Origin of the sequence: Acidisphaera sp. S103, from assembly GCF_009765975.1 — a bacterium.
In the GTDB taxonomy this organism is placed as follows: Bacteria; Pseudomonadota; Alphaproteobacteria; order Acetobacterales; family Acetobacteraceae; genus Rhodopila.
Genome location: NZ_LMUJ01000054.1, coordinates 85,240 through 100,773, shown reverse-complemented (window position 1 = coordinate 100,773; position 15,534 = coordinate 85,240). Strand labels below are relative to the sequence as shown.

General features: G+C 63.3%; 18 protein-coding genes. 10 read left to right on the top strand and 8 right to left on the bottom strand.

The genetic code is table 11. The features are described from left to right. On the bottom strand, nt 1-768 hold a 768-nt coding region (gene otnI, locus GSQ89_RS16860; RefSeq protein WP_158927262.1), incomplete at its 3' end, for a 2-oxo-tetronate isomerase. A 220-nt stretch (nt 769-988) separates the two neighbouring features. Between otnI and GSQ89_RS16855 the strand changes: the two genes are divergently transcribed. Both GSQ89_RS16855 and GSQ89_RS16850 read left to right on the top strand, forming a co-directional pair. Then, the gene (locus GSQ89_RS16855; RefSeq protein WP_158927260.1) at nt 989-2,044 is read left to right on the top strand and encodes an AI-2E family transporter; all 1,056 of its coding nucleotides are present in this window, start codon (nt 989-991) and stop codon (nt 2,042-2,044) included. Between the two features lie 4 nt (nt 2,045-2,048). After that, nucleotides 2,049-3,398, top strand: coding sequence for a metallophosphoesterase (locus GSQ89_RS16850; protein WP_216856213.1), 1,350 nt, complete (start codon nt 2,049-2,051; stop codon nt 3,396-3,398). Here GSQ89_RS16850 and GSQ89_RS16845 read toward each other — a convergent pair. Then, nucleotides 3,395-4,156, bottom strand: a complete 762-nt coding sequence (locus GSQ89_RS16845; protein WP_158927258.1) for a class I SAM-dependent methyltransferase — start codon at nt 4,154-4,156, stop codon at nt 3,395-3,397. The genes GSQ89_RS16850 and GSQ89_RS16845 overlap by 4 nt on opposite strands. An 85-nt stretch (nt 4,157-4,241) precedes the next feature. Between GSQ89_RS16845 and GSQ89_RS16840 the strand changes: the two genes are divergently transcribed. After that, the gene (locus GSQ89_RS16840) at nt 4,242-5,027 is read left to right on the top strand and encodes a helix-turn-helix transcriptional regulator (protein WP_158927256.1); all 786 of its coding nucleotides are present in this window, start codon (nt 4,242-4,244) and stop codon (nt 5,025-5,027) included. 18 nt (nt 5,028-5,045) lie between these two features. On the opposite strand, the gene GSQ89_RS16835 is transcribed toward GSQ89_RS16840, so the two are convergent. From GSQ89_RS16835 to GSQ89_RS16825, 3 genes are all read right to left on the bottom strand, one after another. Further along, a complete protein-coding gene (locus tag GSQ89_RS16835; protein ID WP_254073245.1) occupies nt 5,046-5,285 on the bottom strand; it encodes a hypothetical protein in 240 nt (79 codons plus the stop codon). Between the two features lie 62 nt (nt 5,286-5,347). Beyond that, entirely contained in the window at nt 5,348-5,503 is a 156-nt protein-coding gene (locus GSQ89_RS16830; protein WP_158927254.1) for a DUF3309 family protein, read from the bottom strand. Nucleotides 5,504-5,783: 280 nt separating this feature from the next. Next, a complete protein-coding gene (locus tag GSQ89_RS16825; protein WP_158927252.1) occupies nt 5,784-7,466 on the bottom strand; it encodes a calcineurin-like phosphoesterase family protein in 1,683 nt (560 codons plus the stop codon). 182 nt (nt 7,467-7,648) lie between these two features. On the opposite strand from GSQ89_RS16825, the gene GSQ89_RS16820 reads away from it, so the two are divergent. From GSQ89_RS16820 to GSQ89_RS16810, 3 genes are read left to right on the top strand one after another with little or no spacing between them, the layout of a single operon-like run. Next, the gene (locus tag GSQ89_RS16820; RefSeq protein ID WP_158927250.1) at nt 7,649-8,575 is read left to right on the top strand and encodes an alpha/beta hydrolase; all 927 of its coding nucleotides are present in this window, start codon (nt 7,649-7,651) and stop codon (nt 8,573-8,575) included. A 3-nt stretch (nt 8,576-8,578) separates the two neighbouring features. Further along, complete coding sequence (locus GSQ89_RS38510) at nt 8,579-9,166, top strand: antibiotic biosynthesis monooxygenase (protein ID WP_158927248.1); 588 nt, start codon at nt 8,579-8,581, stop codon at nt 9,164-9,166. After that, the gene (locus tag GSQ89_RS16810; RefSeq protein ID WP_216856248.1) at nt 9,163-10,629 is read left to right on the top strand and encodes a bifunctional aminoglycoside phosphotransferase/ATP-binding protein; all 1,467 of its coding nucleotides are present in this window, start codon (nt 9,163-9,165) and stop codon (nt 10,627-10,629) included. Before GSQ89_RS38510 ends, GSQ89_RS16810 begins: the two co-directional genes overlap by 4 nt. Here the strand turns inward: GSQ89_RS16810 and GSQ89_RS16805 are convergent. The 3 genes from GSQ89_RS16805 to GSQ89_RS39785 all read right to left on the bottom strand — a co-directional run bounded on the left by GSQ89_RS16805 (nt 10,613) and on the right by GSQ89_RS39785 (nt 12,576). Further along, the gene (locus tag GSQ89_RS16805) at nt 10,613-11,260 is read right to left on the bottom strand and encodes a transglycosylase SLT domain-containing protein (protein WP_158927244.1); all 648 of its coding nucleotides are present in this window, start codon (nt 11,258-11,260) and stop codon (nt 10,613-10,615) included. The two genes, GSQ89_RS16810 and GSQ89_RS16805, sit on opposite strands and share 17 nt — an antisense overlap. Next, nucleotides 11,260-12,000, bottom strand: coding sequence for a response regulator transcription factor (locus GSQ89_RS16800; RefSeq protein WP_158927242.1), 741 nt, complete (start codon nt 11,998-12,000; stop codon nt 11,260-11,262). Before GSQ89_RS16800 ends, GSQ89_RS16805 begins: the two co-directional genes overlap by 1 nt. A 450-nt stretch (nt 12,001-12,450) precedes the next feature. Beyond that, nucleotides 12,451-12,576: a hypothetical protein gene (locus GSQ89_RS39785; RefSeq protein WP_256367329.1), complete on the bottom strand. Its 126-nt coding sequence runs from the start codon at nt 12,574-12,576 to the stop codon at nt 12,451-12,453. On the opposite strand from GSQ89_RS39785, the gene GSQ89_RS16795 reads away from it, so the two are divergent. The 4 genes from GSQ89_RS16795 to GSQ89_RS16780 all read left to right on the top strand — a co-directional run. Then, entirely contained in the window at nt 12,569-13,585 is a 1,017-nt protein-coding gene (locus GSQ89_RS16795; RefSeq protein WP_254073244.1) for a hypothetical protein, read from the top strand. The genes GSQ89_RS39785 and GSQ89_RS16795 overlap by 8 nt on opposite strands. Nucleotides 13,586-13,784: 199 nt before the next feature. Further along, nucleotides 13,785-14,267 carry a TadE/TadG family type IV pilus assembly protein gene (locus GSQ89_RS16790; protein ID WP_216856212.1) on the top strand — a complete coding sequence of 161 codons (483 nt, stop codon included), beginning with the start codon at nt 13,785-13,787 and terminating at the stop codon, nt 14,265-14,267. Then, on the top strand, nt 14,264-14,728 hold the full coding sequence (locus GSQ89_RS16785) for a TadE/TadG family type IV pilus assembly protein (protein WP_158927236.1): 465 nt from the start codon (nt 14,264-14,266) through the stop codon (nt 14,726-14,728). The genes GSQ89_RS16790 and GSQ89_RS16785 overlap by 4 nt, the downstream gene beginning before the upstream one ends. Before the next feature lie 248 nt (nt 14,729-14,976). After that, nucleotides 14,977-15,534: response regulator transcription factor (locus GSQ89_RS16780; RefSeq protein WP_158927234.1), on the top strand; the 558-nt coding region annotated here is incomplete at its 3' end.

Sequence of the window (15,534 nt, the reverse complement as noted above, 5' to 3'; positions counted from 1 at the left end):
CTGTTCCCGCCAGCCCAGGCCGGCGACGGTTTCGCCGGCGGGGCGGTATTCGCATCCCACCCAACCCTGGTAACCGAGTTCGTCCATCCGGCGGAACACGTAGGACCAGCCGATTTCCCCGGTCCCCGGTTCATTGCGCGCCGGCACGTCGGCGATCTGCATATGCGCGATCACCGGCATGAACTGCTCCATGCGCTTGGTGATGTCGCCCTCGGTGATCTGCACATGGTAGACGTCGAACTGCAGCCCCAGCCGGTCGCGTCCGATCGCCTCGACGATCGCAGCCCCCTGCGCCTGGGTGTTCAAGAAATAGCCCGGCATGTCGCGATGATTGATCGGCTCGATCACCAGCTTTACGCCGGCCGGGCTGGCCTGTTCGGTCGCCCAGGCGAGGTTCGCGGCATAGACCGCCGCCGCGGTCGTCTGCGACACACCCGCGGGCACAATCCCGGCCATGCAATGCACCTGCCGGCAGTCCAACGCCGTTGCGTAGTCCAGCGCTCTCTTGACCGACTCGTGGAATTCCGTCTGACGGCCGGGGATGCTGGCCATGCCGCGCTCGCCGCCCGCCCAGTCGCCCGGCGGCATGTTGAACAGGACCTGGGTCAGGCCCTCGGCGCTGAGGCGTTCGCGCAGTTCGGTGGCGGGAAAATCGTAGGGAAACAGAAACTCCACGCCCTCGAACCCGGCCTGCCGGGCGGCGGCGAAGCGGTCGAGGAACGGTACCTCGTTGAACATCATCGACAGGTTGGCGGCTAGACGCGGCATGACGGACCTCCTTTTTCCCTTTGGCATTTACGATCGGTTGCCAGCGGCGGGCAGCGATGCCCTCTTGTCTGCCCGTCCGAAACACGCAACGACTGCACCGGCCGCACCTCAAGGGACAATCCCTCGGGAACATCGGCCGAGGCGGAAGCTACAGGCGAGCGATAGGCTTGGCTAGGGCGTGGCGACCCGCCGAAATGCGAGAAATCGCGGATGGAGAGCCATGATCGCTGAACGGATCCTGATGGGGCTGCTGCTGGGCGGCGTGGCGATCGGCTGCGTGGTGGTGCTGTATCCGTTCCTGTCAGCGCTGCTTTGGGCGGGTATTCTGGTTTACACCACCTGGCCGGTGTACGATTGGCTGCGGCTGCATCTGCGCCTGCCGCGCATCTCGACCGCGCTGCTGATGGTGGTGCTGACCGCCGTGGTCCTCGTGCTGCCCATCGCCATTGCCGCGCCCGGCAGCGCCGACGACGTGAATCATCTACGGCACGCCCTCATGGACGGGCTGCGGGCCGGCCTGCCGGACTCGCCGCAATGGGTATTCGACATTCCGCTGATCGGCCAGACCGTGGGCGATTTGTGGAACCGCTGGGCCGCCGACGTCAGTGTGATGCTGGAGGCGCTGCGTCCCTATTTCGGCATCGTGATCGAGAATGGACTCAGCCTGCTGCTGGGCATCGCCAATGGCGTGCTGATGTTCCTGCTGGCGTTGTTCGTCGCCTTCTTCTTTTACGTCTATGGCGAGCCCATCGCCGACCGGCTGCGGCTACTGCTGCATCGCATCGCCGGCGCCCAGGCGGAACGGCTGATCGCCGTGACCGGCGCGACCGTGCGAGGAGTGGTGTACGGCATCCTGGGCACCGCCGTGGTCCAGGGCATCCTGACCGCTTTCGGCCTGTGGCTGTCCGGCGTGCCGCGGCCGGTCCTGCTGGGCTGCGTGGCGGGTCTGCTATCCGTATTGCCGATCGGCGCGCCGGTGATCTGGATCCCGGCATCGATCTGGCTGATGAGCAGCGGCCACCTCGGCTGGGGGATTTTCCTCGCGGTTTACGGCGTCGGCGCGATCTCCGGCTCCGACAGCCTGATCCGGCCGTGGTTCATTTCCCGCGGTGCGCAATTGCCGTTCCTGCTGACCGTGCTGGGCGTGCTGGGCGGGGCGCTGGCGTTCGGGCTGCTGGGGATTTTCCTCGGGCCGGTGCTGCTGGGAATCGGCTACACGCTGGTCAACGAATGGGCGCGCGGCACCGACCCGCGGGCCGCCACCGTGGATCATTAGGCGCGTGGTGATCCCGGCCATCCTGCCGCGCGGACCGGGACACCACTTCGTTCTCTATGGCGATTCCTGCTCCGGCATCCCGGGACATCAGCATCAGGGGACCTTCGCCGCGGTCAACGCCGCCGTCCGCCAGGTGGTGCCCCCACCTGAATTCATCCTGTTCCCCGGCGATGAGGTCGCCGGCCTGACCGCTGATCCGGACGCACTCCGCGCGCAATGGCGTCATTGGCTGGATCGGGAGATGGGCTGGCTCGACCGCACCACGATCCCGCTGTGGCACACCACGGGTAACCACACGACCTACGACACGATGAGTGAGGACGTGTTCCGGGATGTCCTGGGCATGCCCCGCAACGGTCCGCCGGGACAGGAGGGGCTGTCCTACTGGGTCCGGCGCGGCGATCTGCTGCTGGTGTTCGTTCACACGCTGTGGAGCGGTCTTGGCGGTGAGGGCCACGTCGAAACGGACTGGCTACGTTCGGTGCTGCGCCAGCACGCGGACGCTCGTTACAGGCTGGTGGCCGGTCATCATCCGGTGCATCCGGTCAATGGCTTCTCCGGCGCCTATCAGCGGGAAATCGGCCCGGCATGCGGGGCTGCGTTTTGGGATACGCTGGTTCAAGCCGACGTCACGGCCTATGTGTGCAGCCATATCCTGGCGTTCGATGTTCAGGTCCACCTTGGCGTTTTGCAGATTTGCACCGCCGGTGCGGGGACCGAGCACCGAATGCCCGAGGAGATCGAGTATCTGCACGCCGTTCAGGCATCACTCGATGCGGAGGGTCTCCGCTACCAGGTGTTCGACATCGGTGGCCGGATCCGGGAGCGGCTGTCTTGGCCGATCGCCCTGCCATCGGATGACCGATGGCTACTCGTGCGCTCAGGAGAGAGTGAGGCACTGGTCACCGGCACGCCCTCGGCGGATCGTGTCGTAGCGTTCCGTTTCGTGGGCCAGGCGGCACCGGCGGGCAGCAGCGCGGCGCAGACTCTGTTGTCGGCCTTCCAGCCCGGCGTCCAGTCACCCCTTTGGATCGGAATGCGGGGGCCAGAACAGACGCTGACAGTGATCCTCGGGCCTGAGCCGGGCCGGAGTCCGCATTACTGGATTGGCCCGCCGGTTTTGCCCGATACGGCGTTCGATTTTCAGCTCGTTATTCACACCGGCATGGGGCCTGGAGGCATCATGTGCCGGTTTGGGGCAGAGCGGCGCTGGACATCGCTCCTGGCCGCCTCGCCCTGGGGGGCCGAACGCCTGAGCTGGCCAGATCGATGGAGCATCGGCCGTGGGCAGGGCGGCGATGACGACCGCCCATTCCAGGGTTCTGGACTTTTCGTGCGGGTGACCAACTGTTAGCCGACCGCCCGAACCACCATCGTCGCCGCTTCCAGATCGAAGCCACCGTCTTCGCCGATCGCGAAATGCTGCTTGACGATGGCCGGGGCGGTCATCTGCAACGACCGGATTGCCTCGACATGCGCCGCCTTGGTGCGTGTGCGCGCGGTCCAGACCGGAAAGTCCATACGCAGCGTGCGGGTCGTGATGCCCTCGATGGCGAATCCCGAACGGGACAGGGCCGATACCCATTCGGCCGTGCTGTAGTTGCGCACGTGGGAGACATCGCGCAGCAGTTCGACCGCTTGCAAATGCGTGTCCAGCGTCCGGTCGGCCGGCGCCACCACGTCGATAAACACCGCCCGGCCAGCCGGTTTCAGGATCCGCCGAGCCTCGCGCAGGCCGGCGTCCATGTTCTGCCAGTGATGGGTGGTGAAGCGACACAGGACCATGTCGAAATAACCGTCCTCGAACGGCAGTTTCTCGGCCGCGGCCCGGCGCACGACGATGTTGCCCAGGCCGCGTTCGGCCGCCGTCGTGGCGACCACATCCAGCATGCTCTGCGTCACGTCGCAGGCGACGACCTCCGCGACCAAGGGCGCGGCCTTGTAGCTGACATGGCCGCCCCCGCATCCCAGATCCAGCACCCGGGCCTCGGCGTGGCCGCGCAGTTCGGCCTCGATCTGGTCGAGGTCGGCACCGGTGCTGTGCACCACGCTGGTCACGTAGTCCCGCGCTCGCGCTGTGTATTGTTCGACAACAAAATTCTGCTGCGACATGGGTGGTCTCTCCGCTTTGGGTACCGTTCTTTCGTTTTTTTGAAACCGGTATAAGTTGGGCAGATATACCGGTATAACGGGTGCCATGTTACGACAAGAGGATCAGCGGCGCCTGCTGGGCGCGTTCCTCCGCACCCATCGGGAGGCAATGACCCCCGATCCGATAGCAGCCGCCGGCCGTCGGCGCACGCCAGGGTTGCGGCGAGAGGAAGTGGCCCAATTGTCCGGCCTCAGCACCACTTGGTACACCTGGGTCGAGCAGGGACGCGACATCGCCGTGTCGGCCGCCGCGCTCGCGCGTCTGGCCGATGCCCTGCGACTGACCACGGCGGAGCGCACCTATCTGTTCGAATTGACGCGCCGGCGCGATCCGGCGCCGCCCGCCATGGGGCCAACGATCGCCACGACGCCGGCCGAGCTTCTGGCGGTGCTGCGGATGACGGCGGCGCCGGCTTATCTGCTGGATAAGCTATGGCACGTTCGCGGCTGGAACGATGCGGCCGGGCGGTTGTTCGCCCCATGGTTCGACAGTGGCGAAACGAGTCTGCTGCGCTATGTTTTCCTGGATGCGACGGCGCGGGACTTCATCTGGGACTGGGAGGACCGTGCGCGTCGCCTGCTGGCGGAATTCCGCGCGGACACGGCGCACGATCCCGACGATCCCGGAATGCGTGCGCTGGTCGAGGCGTTGCTGAGCGGCAGCGCGATGTTTGCCCGGTTCTGGAACAGTCACGCCGTGCTGGCCCGGGAGGGTGGGGAGCGTGTGTTCAACCATCCGCTGGACGGGACGGTCCGGTACCAGCAGGTGACCTTGATGCCGGCTCGGCGTCCGGATCACAAGCTAGTCATGCTTCTGCCCGCGGCGGCCTGACAGGACGTTCGCCTGTCCTTACGCCCGCCGATACATGCCCGCCCCAAGCAGCACGACGCCAAGGACCACGGCACCGCCGCTGACCAGGGGCGGGACGGCGTATGTCGTATGCTGCGTGGTCTGAATCTTCAGGTCCCCGACCTTGGCAACGTCCTTGGTGTGTTGGGTCGTGAAATAAGGAACGGCGAATCCAAGCAACCCGAGAAGGATAAGAACGGCGCCACCCATCATCAGCCCGGTCATTGGAGAACGACCCATCAGAACCTCCATGCCTATAACACAATAGCCTCTTCAAGCGTGCGGGAAGAGGCGACCAAGCGTTATATGCCGCCGACAAGCCATACTATAAGAAGAACGATCAACACAGTGCCGAGAACACCGCCCAACCCGGCTCCGCCGTAACGGCCATGGGCATAGTATCCGCCGCCGCCGCCAAATATCAGAATTAGAATTACGATGATCAGGATCGTGCTCATGGTCAACCTTTCGTATGGCAATCGGTCGATGTGGCGAGAATGGCCGTATCCATTACTTATTCGATGCGTCTCGCACAGCACCTTTCGCGCCACCGTTCACCAAATAGCGTTACCTATTCGGCGGTTTCGATTTGCCCGCTTACGCCGGCATTCTGGAACATGGTGTCCAGCGGCCACGCACAGCAGGGCCAGAACCGGCGGAAACGTTCACAAGTAACGGAGGCGGTCCAATTCACCGCGGAAGCCGGCCGTCGCCGGAACCAGGCGGATCAGCAGATCGCTATGCCGTCACCTCCAGCACCATCGACGTCGTATGGATGCGGCCGTACTCATCGGTGCCGCGCACCGCCACTCGGTGGGTCCCCATGGCCAGGTCCGCCGGCAGGGCACCTTGCCAGACATGGCTCGACTTGCCCGCCTCCACCCAAGGCTTCTTGCTGTCGCGGTTGCGCTCGTAAACCTCCACCACGAACGGATCCAACCGTTCCATCTTCGTTAACGGCCGATAGGGCCGGTCACCGATCGAAATCTCGACCTTCGACCTGGGGCCGCCATCGAACAGGTTCACCACCAGCCGGGTGGAGGCCACGCGATCCACACTGATCGGACCGGACAGCAGGGCGCCCGTGTGATAGTCGCGGATCACTTCCACGTTGGGGCCATGCACCTGGCTGTCCAGCATCACCCGCATCTGCCCACGTGCCGGATCGTGCGCCGGCACCAGGGTGGTGGTGTAAGCCGGTCCATCCACCGACAGGATGTGGAACCCGTTCGGCGAACCATCAGATTGCAGCGCCATCGGGATCCCGCGGGCATCGAACGGACCCGACCACCAGCTTCCGGATACCGCTGCCAGGATGTGATGATGGTGTGTTCCCGCCGCGTAACCATCGGATTCGGAAAAATACCAGTGCTCGTTCGTATGGGTATGCCCGCAGAAGCTGACCGTGTTCGGATGCGTGCCGATCGCGCCCAGGAAACCCCTGACATCGACCGTGTTGTTCGCCGCATCGGACGCGGCCAGCGTCTTCAACGGGATATGGAAGCTGATGACCACCAGGCTGTCGCGCGGCACGTTCGCCAGCACGTTGCGGACGAAACCAAGCTGCCGCTCGCCGAAATAGCCTCGATACTTGCCGAACCCGTTCGGCTTGGACGGATCGGTACCGAGGTAATCGACGTTGTCCAGCAGGATGAAAGTCGCCCCGCCATGCTGGAACGCATGCCAGCGAGCGCCGAAGACCCGCTTGAACGTTTCGGCCGCATGGGTGTTGTCCGGGGCCTCCAGGTTCATGTCATGGTTGCCGCGGCAATTGAACCATGGCAGCCCGATAGTGCCGACGATCCGGTTGTAGCGCGGGTAGTAGGACAGATCGTCGAACATGATGTCGCCATGGGTGATGCCGAACGCCGCCTGCGACCCATCGACGACGGACACCACGTCATCACGGATATAGCCGACCTCGTGCAGGCTCTCCGGCTGCGGATCGGTAAACAGCACCGCGTCGAACCGAGCCGGTTCCTCCTGCCGGCGCAGGCCGAAATCGATGCTGTCCGGCAGCTTGCCGGTCGGTGCCACACCGGCGAAGCGGAACCCCAGATCGGGCGAGCCGTTGGGCGCATACACATAAGCGAAATGCGGCAGGTTCGTCGTCCGGTCCACCGGCAGGGCCCAGCCGGCCGGCTTGATCACGAAGACCGAGTCGCCGTCGCGCACCGGCAATGACCACCCCCCATCCGAACCGGTTTTCACCACATCCAACCCATTGGACACCATCACGTCCGGGATGCCCTTTCGGGGCGAACTGCCGGCATCGAACACGGTCCCGCGTGCCGTCGCGATTTGAGTCTGCGCGGGATTGACAGCGGTTTGCGCCAGCGCGGGACCGGCGGCGGTCAGCGCCACGGCGGCCGCTCCGGCCAGGACATCGCGGCGGGTCGGCGTCAGTAGGTCATGAACCATTGTCGGGCCTCCTCGTTGAAAATCCGGGGAACCCGATTAGTCTATCTGCGCCGAAAAATCCGTGACAGTTCGATTTCCACCGGATGACGACGACGCTTCGGCCCCCACCGAACTGAATGAAGCTGCCCGAACCGCCCCACATCCCCATTGTCTGGACATGCCCAAGCAAGGAGATCGCATCAATGCAAAAGCTTGATCCACGCGAAACCCATTTCCGGATTCCCAGCCCCCGCGCTGGCCTGCACCTGTTCCTGCGCCACCTGCCCCCGCCCGAGGGCAAACCGTCCCGCGGAGCCGTGCTGTATGTCCATGGCGGCACGTTTTCCTCCGCCCTGTCCATCGCCCATCGCTTCGACGGCCGGTCATGGCGGGACGCGTTGTGCGACGCCGGGTTCGATGTCTGGGGCCTGGATTTCCACGGCTTCGGCCATTTTTCCGACACTTACCCCGACTCCGACCCGCACACCCCGCTGGGTCGCACCGCCGATGCCAGCCGCCAACTGGAAGCAGCCGTCCGATTCATCATCGCGCATCAGGGTGTCGCCCGGCTGTCGCTGATCGCCCACTCCTGGGGCACGATGGTCAGCGGCCATTTCGCCGGACGCTGCCCCAATCTGATCGATCGCATGGTGTTCTTCGGCGCCATCGCCCGACGCGCGCCTTCGGCCGAGGCCCCGAAACTGCCCGCCTGGCGGCTGATCACGCTGCAAGACCAGTGGGACCGCTTCACCGCCGACGTCCCGCCGAACGAAACGCCCGTCCTGTCGAAACGCCATTTCGACGAATGGGGCGAGGCCTATCTGGATTCCGACCCGGAAAGCCGGACCCGTCAGCCACCGGCGGTGAAAACCCCCGGCGGTGCCTTCCAGGACATTTTCGATGCCTGGGCCGGCACCCTGTCCTACGATCCCGGCCTGATCCAGGCCCCGGTGGAGATCATCCGCGGCGAATGGGACAGCATGTGCACCGACGCCGATGCCGCCTGGCTGCTCGACGCGATCCCCGATGGCCGCGACATGAAGATCCCACGCGCCACCCACCTGATGCACCTGGAAGAAAACCGTTATGCTCTGTACCGGGAGGCCGAGGCCTTCCTGACGGGAGATTGAGCCATGTTTGCCGTTATCTTCGAAGTGAACCCACGGCCCGATGCATGGGACGCATACCTCGGCCATGCGGCAACGCTGCGGCCGGAACTGGTCGCCATCGATGGTTTCATCGCCAACGAACGATATAGCAGCCTGACCTGGCCCGGCTGGCTGGTTTCGCTGTCCATCTGGCGGGATGAGAAGGCGCTGGTACGCTGGCGCACCCACGCCCTGCACCACGAGATCCAGGGCAAAGGCCGATCCAGCGTCTTCGCCGACTACCACCTGCGGGTCGGTGAGATCGTTTCCGACACCGGGATAGCGGAACCGTTGATGCAGAGCCGTTTCGACAGCACGGAAGTCGGCTCGGCGAAGGCTATCACCCTGACGGAACGGCCACTCGATCCCGAACCCGTGGCGGCGGCGCCCGACCGGGATGCCTTCGACAGCATCACCCAGCCCGGCAACGGACTCTATATAAGGTCATGGCCCGACCTTGCGGCGGCCGAAACCGGCATCAGCGCAACAGCCGGCCGCCACCGTGTGGTGCGTGTCATCCGCGACTACGGGATGTTCGCGCGGGCCGAAGCACCGCAATACTTCCCCGCGTGACAATCCCGGCGGAGCAGCAGGAGATCGCGCGCTACCTGTCGGACCTGTCCGGCGGGCCGCCGCGGGAGACCCATATCTCCGCCGTCTTTATCGGTACGGATACCGTCTGGAAGTTGAAGAAAGCAGTCCGCATGCCGTTCCTCGATTTCTCGACGGTGGATGCTCGGGCGCATTTTCTGCAACGAGAACTGGCCCTCAACAAGACCGCGGCGCCAGGGTTGTATCGCGATGTCGTTGCCGTCTCGCGACGGCCCGACGGCTCGCTGGAGTTGGGTGGCGATAACGCGATCGACTGGGTTCTGCGTATGGCGGTCGTTCCGGCGGATGATTTCCTGGATGTCATCGCGTCCAAAAGTCCCCTGACGCCCCAGCTTCTCGACGCCCTTGGCGGTTGTGTTGCCGCCTACCATGAAAATCTGGCACCCGTACCGAACCGGGACAGCGCCGGTGGACTGCTGCGCATCACACAGGGCAACAGGCAGTCGGCGCTGGCCGCCGGCCTGCCCATAGCCACCGTCGAGAACTGGTATCAGCGGATATCGGCGGCGATTGAATCAAATCGGGACTGGCTGGCGGAACGTTCCGTCGCCGGCTGTGTGCGTCGTTGCCATGGCGATCTGCACCTGGGGAACCTGTGCCTGTGGAACGGCAAACCGGTCGCCTTCGATGCGCTGGAGTTCGACGAGGACCTTGCAACGATCGACGTCGGATACGATCTGGGCTTTTTGCTGATGGACCTCGACCAACGAGTTGGCCGACCGGCGGCCAACCGGGTCATGAATCGTTACGTCGCCCGCACCGGCGATATCGCCATGCGTGGTTTTCCAGTGTTTCTCTCACAACGCGCAATGATCCGAGCGCATGTGCTGGCAGCGACGCACCAGGACGGCGCCGCTTATCTCGCGGCCGCACAGACCTATCTGGATCCCATTCCACCCATGGTCGTCGCAATCGGCGGCCTGCAAGGGACCGGTAAATCGACCCTCGCGCGTGCCATCGCCCCGGCTTTGGGCCCCGCGCCCGGGGCATTGATCGTGCGCAGCGACGAAATCCGCAAACGGTTGCATGGTGCCGAACCCGAGGCTCGCCTGCCGCCGGAAGCCTACACCGAAGCCGCCAACAGCGCGACGAACGCCGCCGTCATCGACCAGGCCCGCAACGCCGCCGCGTCGGGACACGCCGTGATCGTGGACGCAACGTTCCTCGATACCAGAATGCGTCGCGATCTGGCGGCCGCCGTCGGGGTTCCGTTCCTGGGCATCTGGCTGCATGCCCCGCTTTCGCTACTGGAGAGCCGTATCGCATCCCGCGCAGGCGACGCGTCAGACGCAACGGTCGCGGTTCTGCATCGTTCGCTGGAAATCGATCCGGGTGCGGGTGATTGGCGGCCGGTGGACGCCAGCGACGGCACAAAAGCGCTGGCGATCGTGCGTGAGGCGATCGATTTCAATTGCCAAGCGTGATGACATGGGGCAGTGCGTGCGGACCAAGCGCGGGCGGCAGCGATGCGGCGATCGAAATAACCTGCCAGCGTGGTTGATCGGCCGGCTGGTCGGCCGGCTGTTCAACCGGCGGCGGTGAGCCTTTCCATTGCGCTATCACACGGTCACGGTAATCCGCCCCCAGCGGCCCTGTCGCGGAATGATAAGCACCCACCGCTTGGTCCCAATCGCCGTATTTGCCGTGTAAGTCCCGCAGGAACCGCGCCGCATAACGTGCATTGGACACCGGATCGAGCGCATCGGCGATCGTTGGGAAGGCGGATGGGTGATAGCGCAGGCTGACCTGGAAGCAGCCGACATCGACATCCGCCGGCTGCGGTGAGCGTGCCCGGGTCAGGGCAACAATCGCTTCGGCCTTCGACCGGTATGTTTCGGCTACGCCGTCGATATTGGCCGACCACGGCCAACGGCCGCTTTCCACTGAACCGATGGCTTTCAGCACACCCGCGGGCAAACCGAATGCTGTTTCGGCATCCCGCGCCGCCTGGTCGCAAGCGTTTGTGTCGTTAGCCTGGGCCCATGCTTTCGCGCACCACGGCGGCAACATGACCACCCACAGCAACGCAACGCAGGCTCGGTTCACCCGAGCCATCAGGCAGTCGCCAGCACTCTCCGCCGCACCGCCATGGCCACCGCCGGCACCTGAGGCATGGCGGTGTTCCCGCCGGGATCCCGCAGTTTGAAGCCATAGCCCCACACGCTTTCGATCATGTCCGACAGCCCGTACGGCGCCAGCCGCTTGCGCAGGCGGCACAGGACCACGTCGATGGTCTTGGCCTCGGGATACTCATCCGTACCATATAGATGTGTCATGCAGGCGGTTTTGCTGACGGCCGAACCGCGCTTGAGGATCAGGAACTCCAGCAGCAGGTATTCCTTGGGGCCCAACCGCAGCGGGACATCGTCTACCTTGGCTTCATGCACCACGAGGCTGAGTTCCAGCCGTCCGCACCGCAGTTTCGAGTCCACGTGCCCGAAGCGGCGCCGCACGACCGCCCGCACGCGAGCCAGGATTTCCTCGACGCCGCACAGTTGCGTAAGCACATCGTCCGCGCCCATGTCGAGCGCAAGGATCTTCATCCGAGGGTCGATGGATGTGGTGATCCCAATGATCGGAATGTTGGAAACGGCTCTGATTTCCCGGATCATCTCGAGCCCGGATGTTTTCCGGATGTCTAAATCCGCGAGAATAATGTCGAAATCATACAATTCGATAAACGAAATCGCTTCTTCGAGCGTTTCAGTTGTTTCGCGATGAAATCCCCTGCCCTCCAAATCCCGGGCATCTTGATCGCGGCGTAACGGCCTGTCACCAATCTGCAAGATCAGCATGTTTCACTCCTGACGGTTTTGATACCTACGGTAATTTAATCAATGGCTGAAATTGGCCATGTGGCTAAAAAGTTCGCGAGAAGACAGGCCATGTGGCCAGTTGTGCCTGGGTCGCCCATATGATTTAGAGTGCAACTAAACGAAATATGGCGAAAATTGCCGCAAAGAACCAGCTATGTAAAAAAGGCGACCCGTGGACCAGAAAGTCTTCGCCCCATCCAAAAAACGAAAAGCCTCCTTTCTCGGGAAACAAGGCACCGTCGCCGTCATGGTGGCGGTGTGCGCACCATTGCTGCTGATGACGATCGGACTTGGCATCGAGGCAAACGGTTGGATCGCCAACCGGCAAGGATGGATGCAACGTACCGCCGACATGGCGGCGATCGCCGGTGGGTTGGCCTACAGCGCCAGCGCGAGCCCGAACAATCAAACGATAGCCACCGAGGCCGCTTACATCGCCGAGGCCAATATCCCCAACCCCAAGGCGATGCCCAACGGCACGCGAACATGGACCAACGCCACATCGACGTCGCCGCCGACCTTGCGCGATACCATGGTCGCAAACAATGTGATCACGACCGAAATAGTCAGCGGCATCAAAAACCCCCTCGATGTCGCGATCTCCGCGACGGTACAATATACGCTGCCGCTGCTGTTCTCCGCTCTCGCCATGAATCGTCCCAATTCCACCATAACCCTGAGCGCCACGGCGATTGCCGAGCTTATACCGGGGCAAATCGGCAAATATTGCGTCCTGGCACTGGATCCCGGCTCAGCCACCGGCGCCAGCACCGCCGGCATCCAATTTTCCAACGGCTCTTCCGTGGATCTCAGCCAGTGCGGGATCGAGGTCAACGCGACAGGTACCGATGCGCTTTACCTGACCGGTGGAGCCTCGCTGCTGGCGACGTCGGTTTCTGTCGGCGGCGGCTATGTGGTGACCCAAGGTGCGTCAATGACCGTAAGCGGTACCACGACGACCAACGCGACGACGCCGGGTGCGAACCCCTACGCGACCGTGGTCCCGCCCACGCCCGACACCAGCAACTGCGTGTCGGGCAGTCCCTTCATCACCGGCCAGCACATCCCGGCGGGCACATATTGCGGCGACCTGACCATTTCTTATGGAACGGTAACGATGGGACCCGGCACCATCATCATCAACAACGGCAACTTCAATCCGGGAGGTGGCTCGACGATCAATGCGACAGCAGCAGGTGGCACCACGATCGTAATGACGAGCTCCGGCGGTGGCACCGTCGGGTCCATGAATATCGGCAACGGTATCACGCTTAATATAACGGCGCCCACCACCGGCCCGCTGGCGGGTATCGCCTTGTTTGATCCCGCGGGAACCGCAACCAGCAACATCGCGGGCGGCGCAAGCATGAATGTCAATGGTGCGATGGTTTTTCCAACCTCGATTGTCGATTACTCGAACGGAAGCAACAACAGCGGCGCAGCCTGCACACAATTGATCGCCTATCAGGTTGTGTTCACCGGCGGCGCCACCTTTGCTAACAACTGCGCGGGTACCGGAACGCAGGGCATCGGTGCCAACACCACAACGACCCTCGTCCAATGAAGCCGGTCGTGCCAAGCGGCACGCGGGCAGGGAAGCCGGGGTGGCCGCATCGGTGTGGCATTCGCCGGCAGCGGAAACCCCCGGGCCCAGTGGTCGCGCTCACTGGCGGTTGGGATCATTTTGATCAACGACGGTGGGATCAGATCAATGGGAATGAAAAGACCGGGGAAATGAAAGCGCTGGGGGAATGAAAAGATTGGTGGCTTTTCGCCGTGGCTGCCGAGCGGTCGCCGCGGTCGAATTCGCGCTTATCGTTCCTGTCCTTATGGTGATTCTGGCCGGTGCCGCCGACTTCGGGTTCAGGGAATGGAACCGAAGCTGCCTGGCGAACGCCGTCGCACAAGGGGCGTACTATGCTTTCGTCACCGGCCCCACCGTCTCCACGACAGCCGTGCAAACCATGGTGCAATCTGCCTCGTCCCTCACCGGCGTGACCGTCAGCCCGGTCGCCGCGGTGGCCTGCTACTGCCCGACCGGTACACCGGCCGTTTTAGGGCCGGCGGTCACCCCCTGCACCAAGGCATGCCCGGGCGACGGCACCTTGCCGGCAGGTATTCTGCCGGGAAAATATCTCGTGATAACGGCATCCTACAAGGGTACCTCCATCATCCCAGCCTACAGCATACTTCAGCAACCCGGTGGCGAAACAATCACCGAGACAGCGATCGTGCGTTTGCAATGAAACAAATAGCCAGATACTCGGCCGCACTGAACACCAAGGCGGCGACAACGGTTGAATTTGCCCTGGTATCAATCATTCTGGTAACGATCATCTTCGGCGGAATGGAGCTGGGCCTGATGTTATGGAACCGCGGCACGCTTCAGGCCATAGCTGCCCAGACAGCACGTTGCGCGGCGCTCGGTACTGCCCTGTGCAGCAGCACCACCGCCTCGACAACATACCTGATCAGCCTAGCCTCGACCCTTCTGGAACCGGGCCTGATCACCGCCACCAATAGCGCTCAAACTGTCGTCATCACCACGTCGACCACGTGCGTGAACGACAGCACCGGCACCACCTCGAACCCCATCACCTTCGAGGTTGTTTCGATCACCGTATCCCCCTGGGTCGGCCCCAGTCTGTCGAAACTGTTCGGCCCGGGATACAGATCGGAAACAATCACGGCCTGCTATCCCACGTAGCTCGGGCGGTCGCCACACTGTTATTTGTCGCGACTGTTGCCAAAAAGTTGCAAATTTCCATAAATTCCCATCGCCAACGTGGACGTGCCGGGTTATGATGTCGTGTGCCTGGGTTGTTCCCAGCGATATTTTGTTGCAAACTGTCGATATGTGACAGTCTCGACCGGGATACGCGCAGTGGGGTTGTAATGTACGACGGGCCGGCGGCCTTTAAGTGCGAAAATGTTCTTATAGCGGATCCGCAACCGGTGTTCCGCCTAGGGCTGGTCGCCCTACTGGCATCGGTGCACCCCGAATGGGATGTCGTGGAGTCCGACACGCTTGAAGAACATCGGTCTCGCCTTCGCGGCCGGTCGATCGACCTTGTCATCTTGGAGGCACGCCTGCTGGGTGCCGAATTGGCAAAAAGCATCCCCGGCCAGGGGCGTGCAAGCCTCGCACCCGCCGTCGTCGCGGTGACCGAGCCAGGCGATTCCGTCGGTGCGCTGGGCTGCCTCAGTGCCGGGGCACACGCCACGATCTCGCGATCCGATCCGACAAGCCGGATGCTGGCGACGATCAAGACCGTAATGACCCGCCGCCATCAGCCGGTCGTTACCGCCTCGACGGCGGCATTGCCGGGAAGTTCGGAAATCCTCAATTTGACCAACCGCCAGCTCGACGTGCTCCGCCTGCTGGCCAAGGGGCAATCCAACAAGGTCATCGCGCGTGACCTCGGCCTGTCGGTATCCACCGTAAAGGTCCATCTCAACACCGTGTTCCGAGCCCTTGGTGCCAGCAACCGGGTTGAGGCGGTGGTGCGCGCC

Bases quoted from the DNA above. Each gene is read 5' to 3' on its own strand.
- GSQ89_RS16855 (WP_158927260.1), top strand. From the start codon at position 989: ATGATCGCTGAACGGATCCTGATGGGGCTGCTGCTGGGCGGCGTGGCG.
- GSQ89_RS16845 (WP_158927258.1), bottom strand. From the start codon at position 4,156: ATGTCGCAGCAGAATTTTGTTGTCGAACAATACACAGCGCGAGCGCGG.
- GSQ89_RS16840 (WP_158927256.1), top strand. From the start codon at position 4,242: ATGTTACGACAAGAGGATCAGCGGCGCCTGCTGGGCGCGTTCCTCCGC.
- GSQ89_RS16835 (WP_254073245.1), bottom strand. From the start codon at position 5,285: ATGGGTCGTTCTCCAATGACCGGGCTGATGATGGGTGGCGCCGTTCTT.
- GSQ89_RS16830 (WP_158927254.1), bottom strand. From the start codon at position 5,503: ATGAGCACGATCCTGATCATCGTAATTCTAATTCTGATATTTGGCGGC.
- GSQ89_RS16825 (WP_158927252.1), bottom strand. From the start codon at position 7,466: ATGGTTCATGACCTACTGACGCCGACCCGCCGCGATGTCCTGGCCGGA.
- GSQ89_RS16820 (WP_158927250.1), top strand. From the start codon at position 7,649: ATGCAAAAGCTTGATCCACGCGAAACCCATTTCCGGATTCCCAGCCCC.
- GSQ89_RS38510 (WP_158927248.1), top strand. From the start codon at position 8,579: ATGTTTGCCGTTATCTTCGAAGTGAACCCACGGCCCGATGCATGGGAC.
- GSQ89_RS16805 (WP_158927244.1), bottom strand. From the start codon at position 11,260: ATGGCTCGGGTGAACCGAGCCTGCGTTGCGTTGCTGTGGGTGGTCATG.
- GSQ89_RS16800 (WP_158927242.1), bottom strand. From the start codon at position 12,000: ATGCTGATCTTGCAGATTGGTGACAGGCCGTTACGCCGCGATCAAGAT.
- GSQ89_RS16785 (WP_158927236.1), top strand. From the start codon at position 14,264: ATGAAACAAATAGCCAGATACTCGGCCGCACTGAACACCAAGGCGGCG.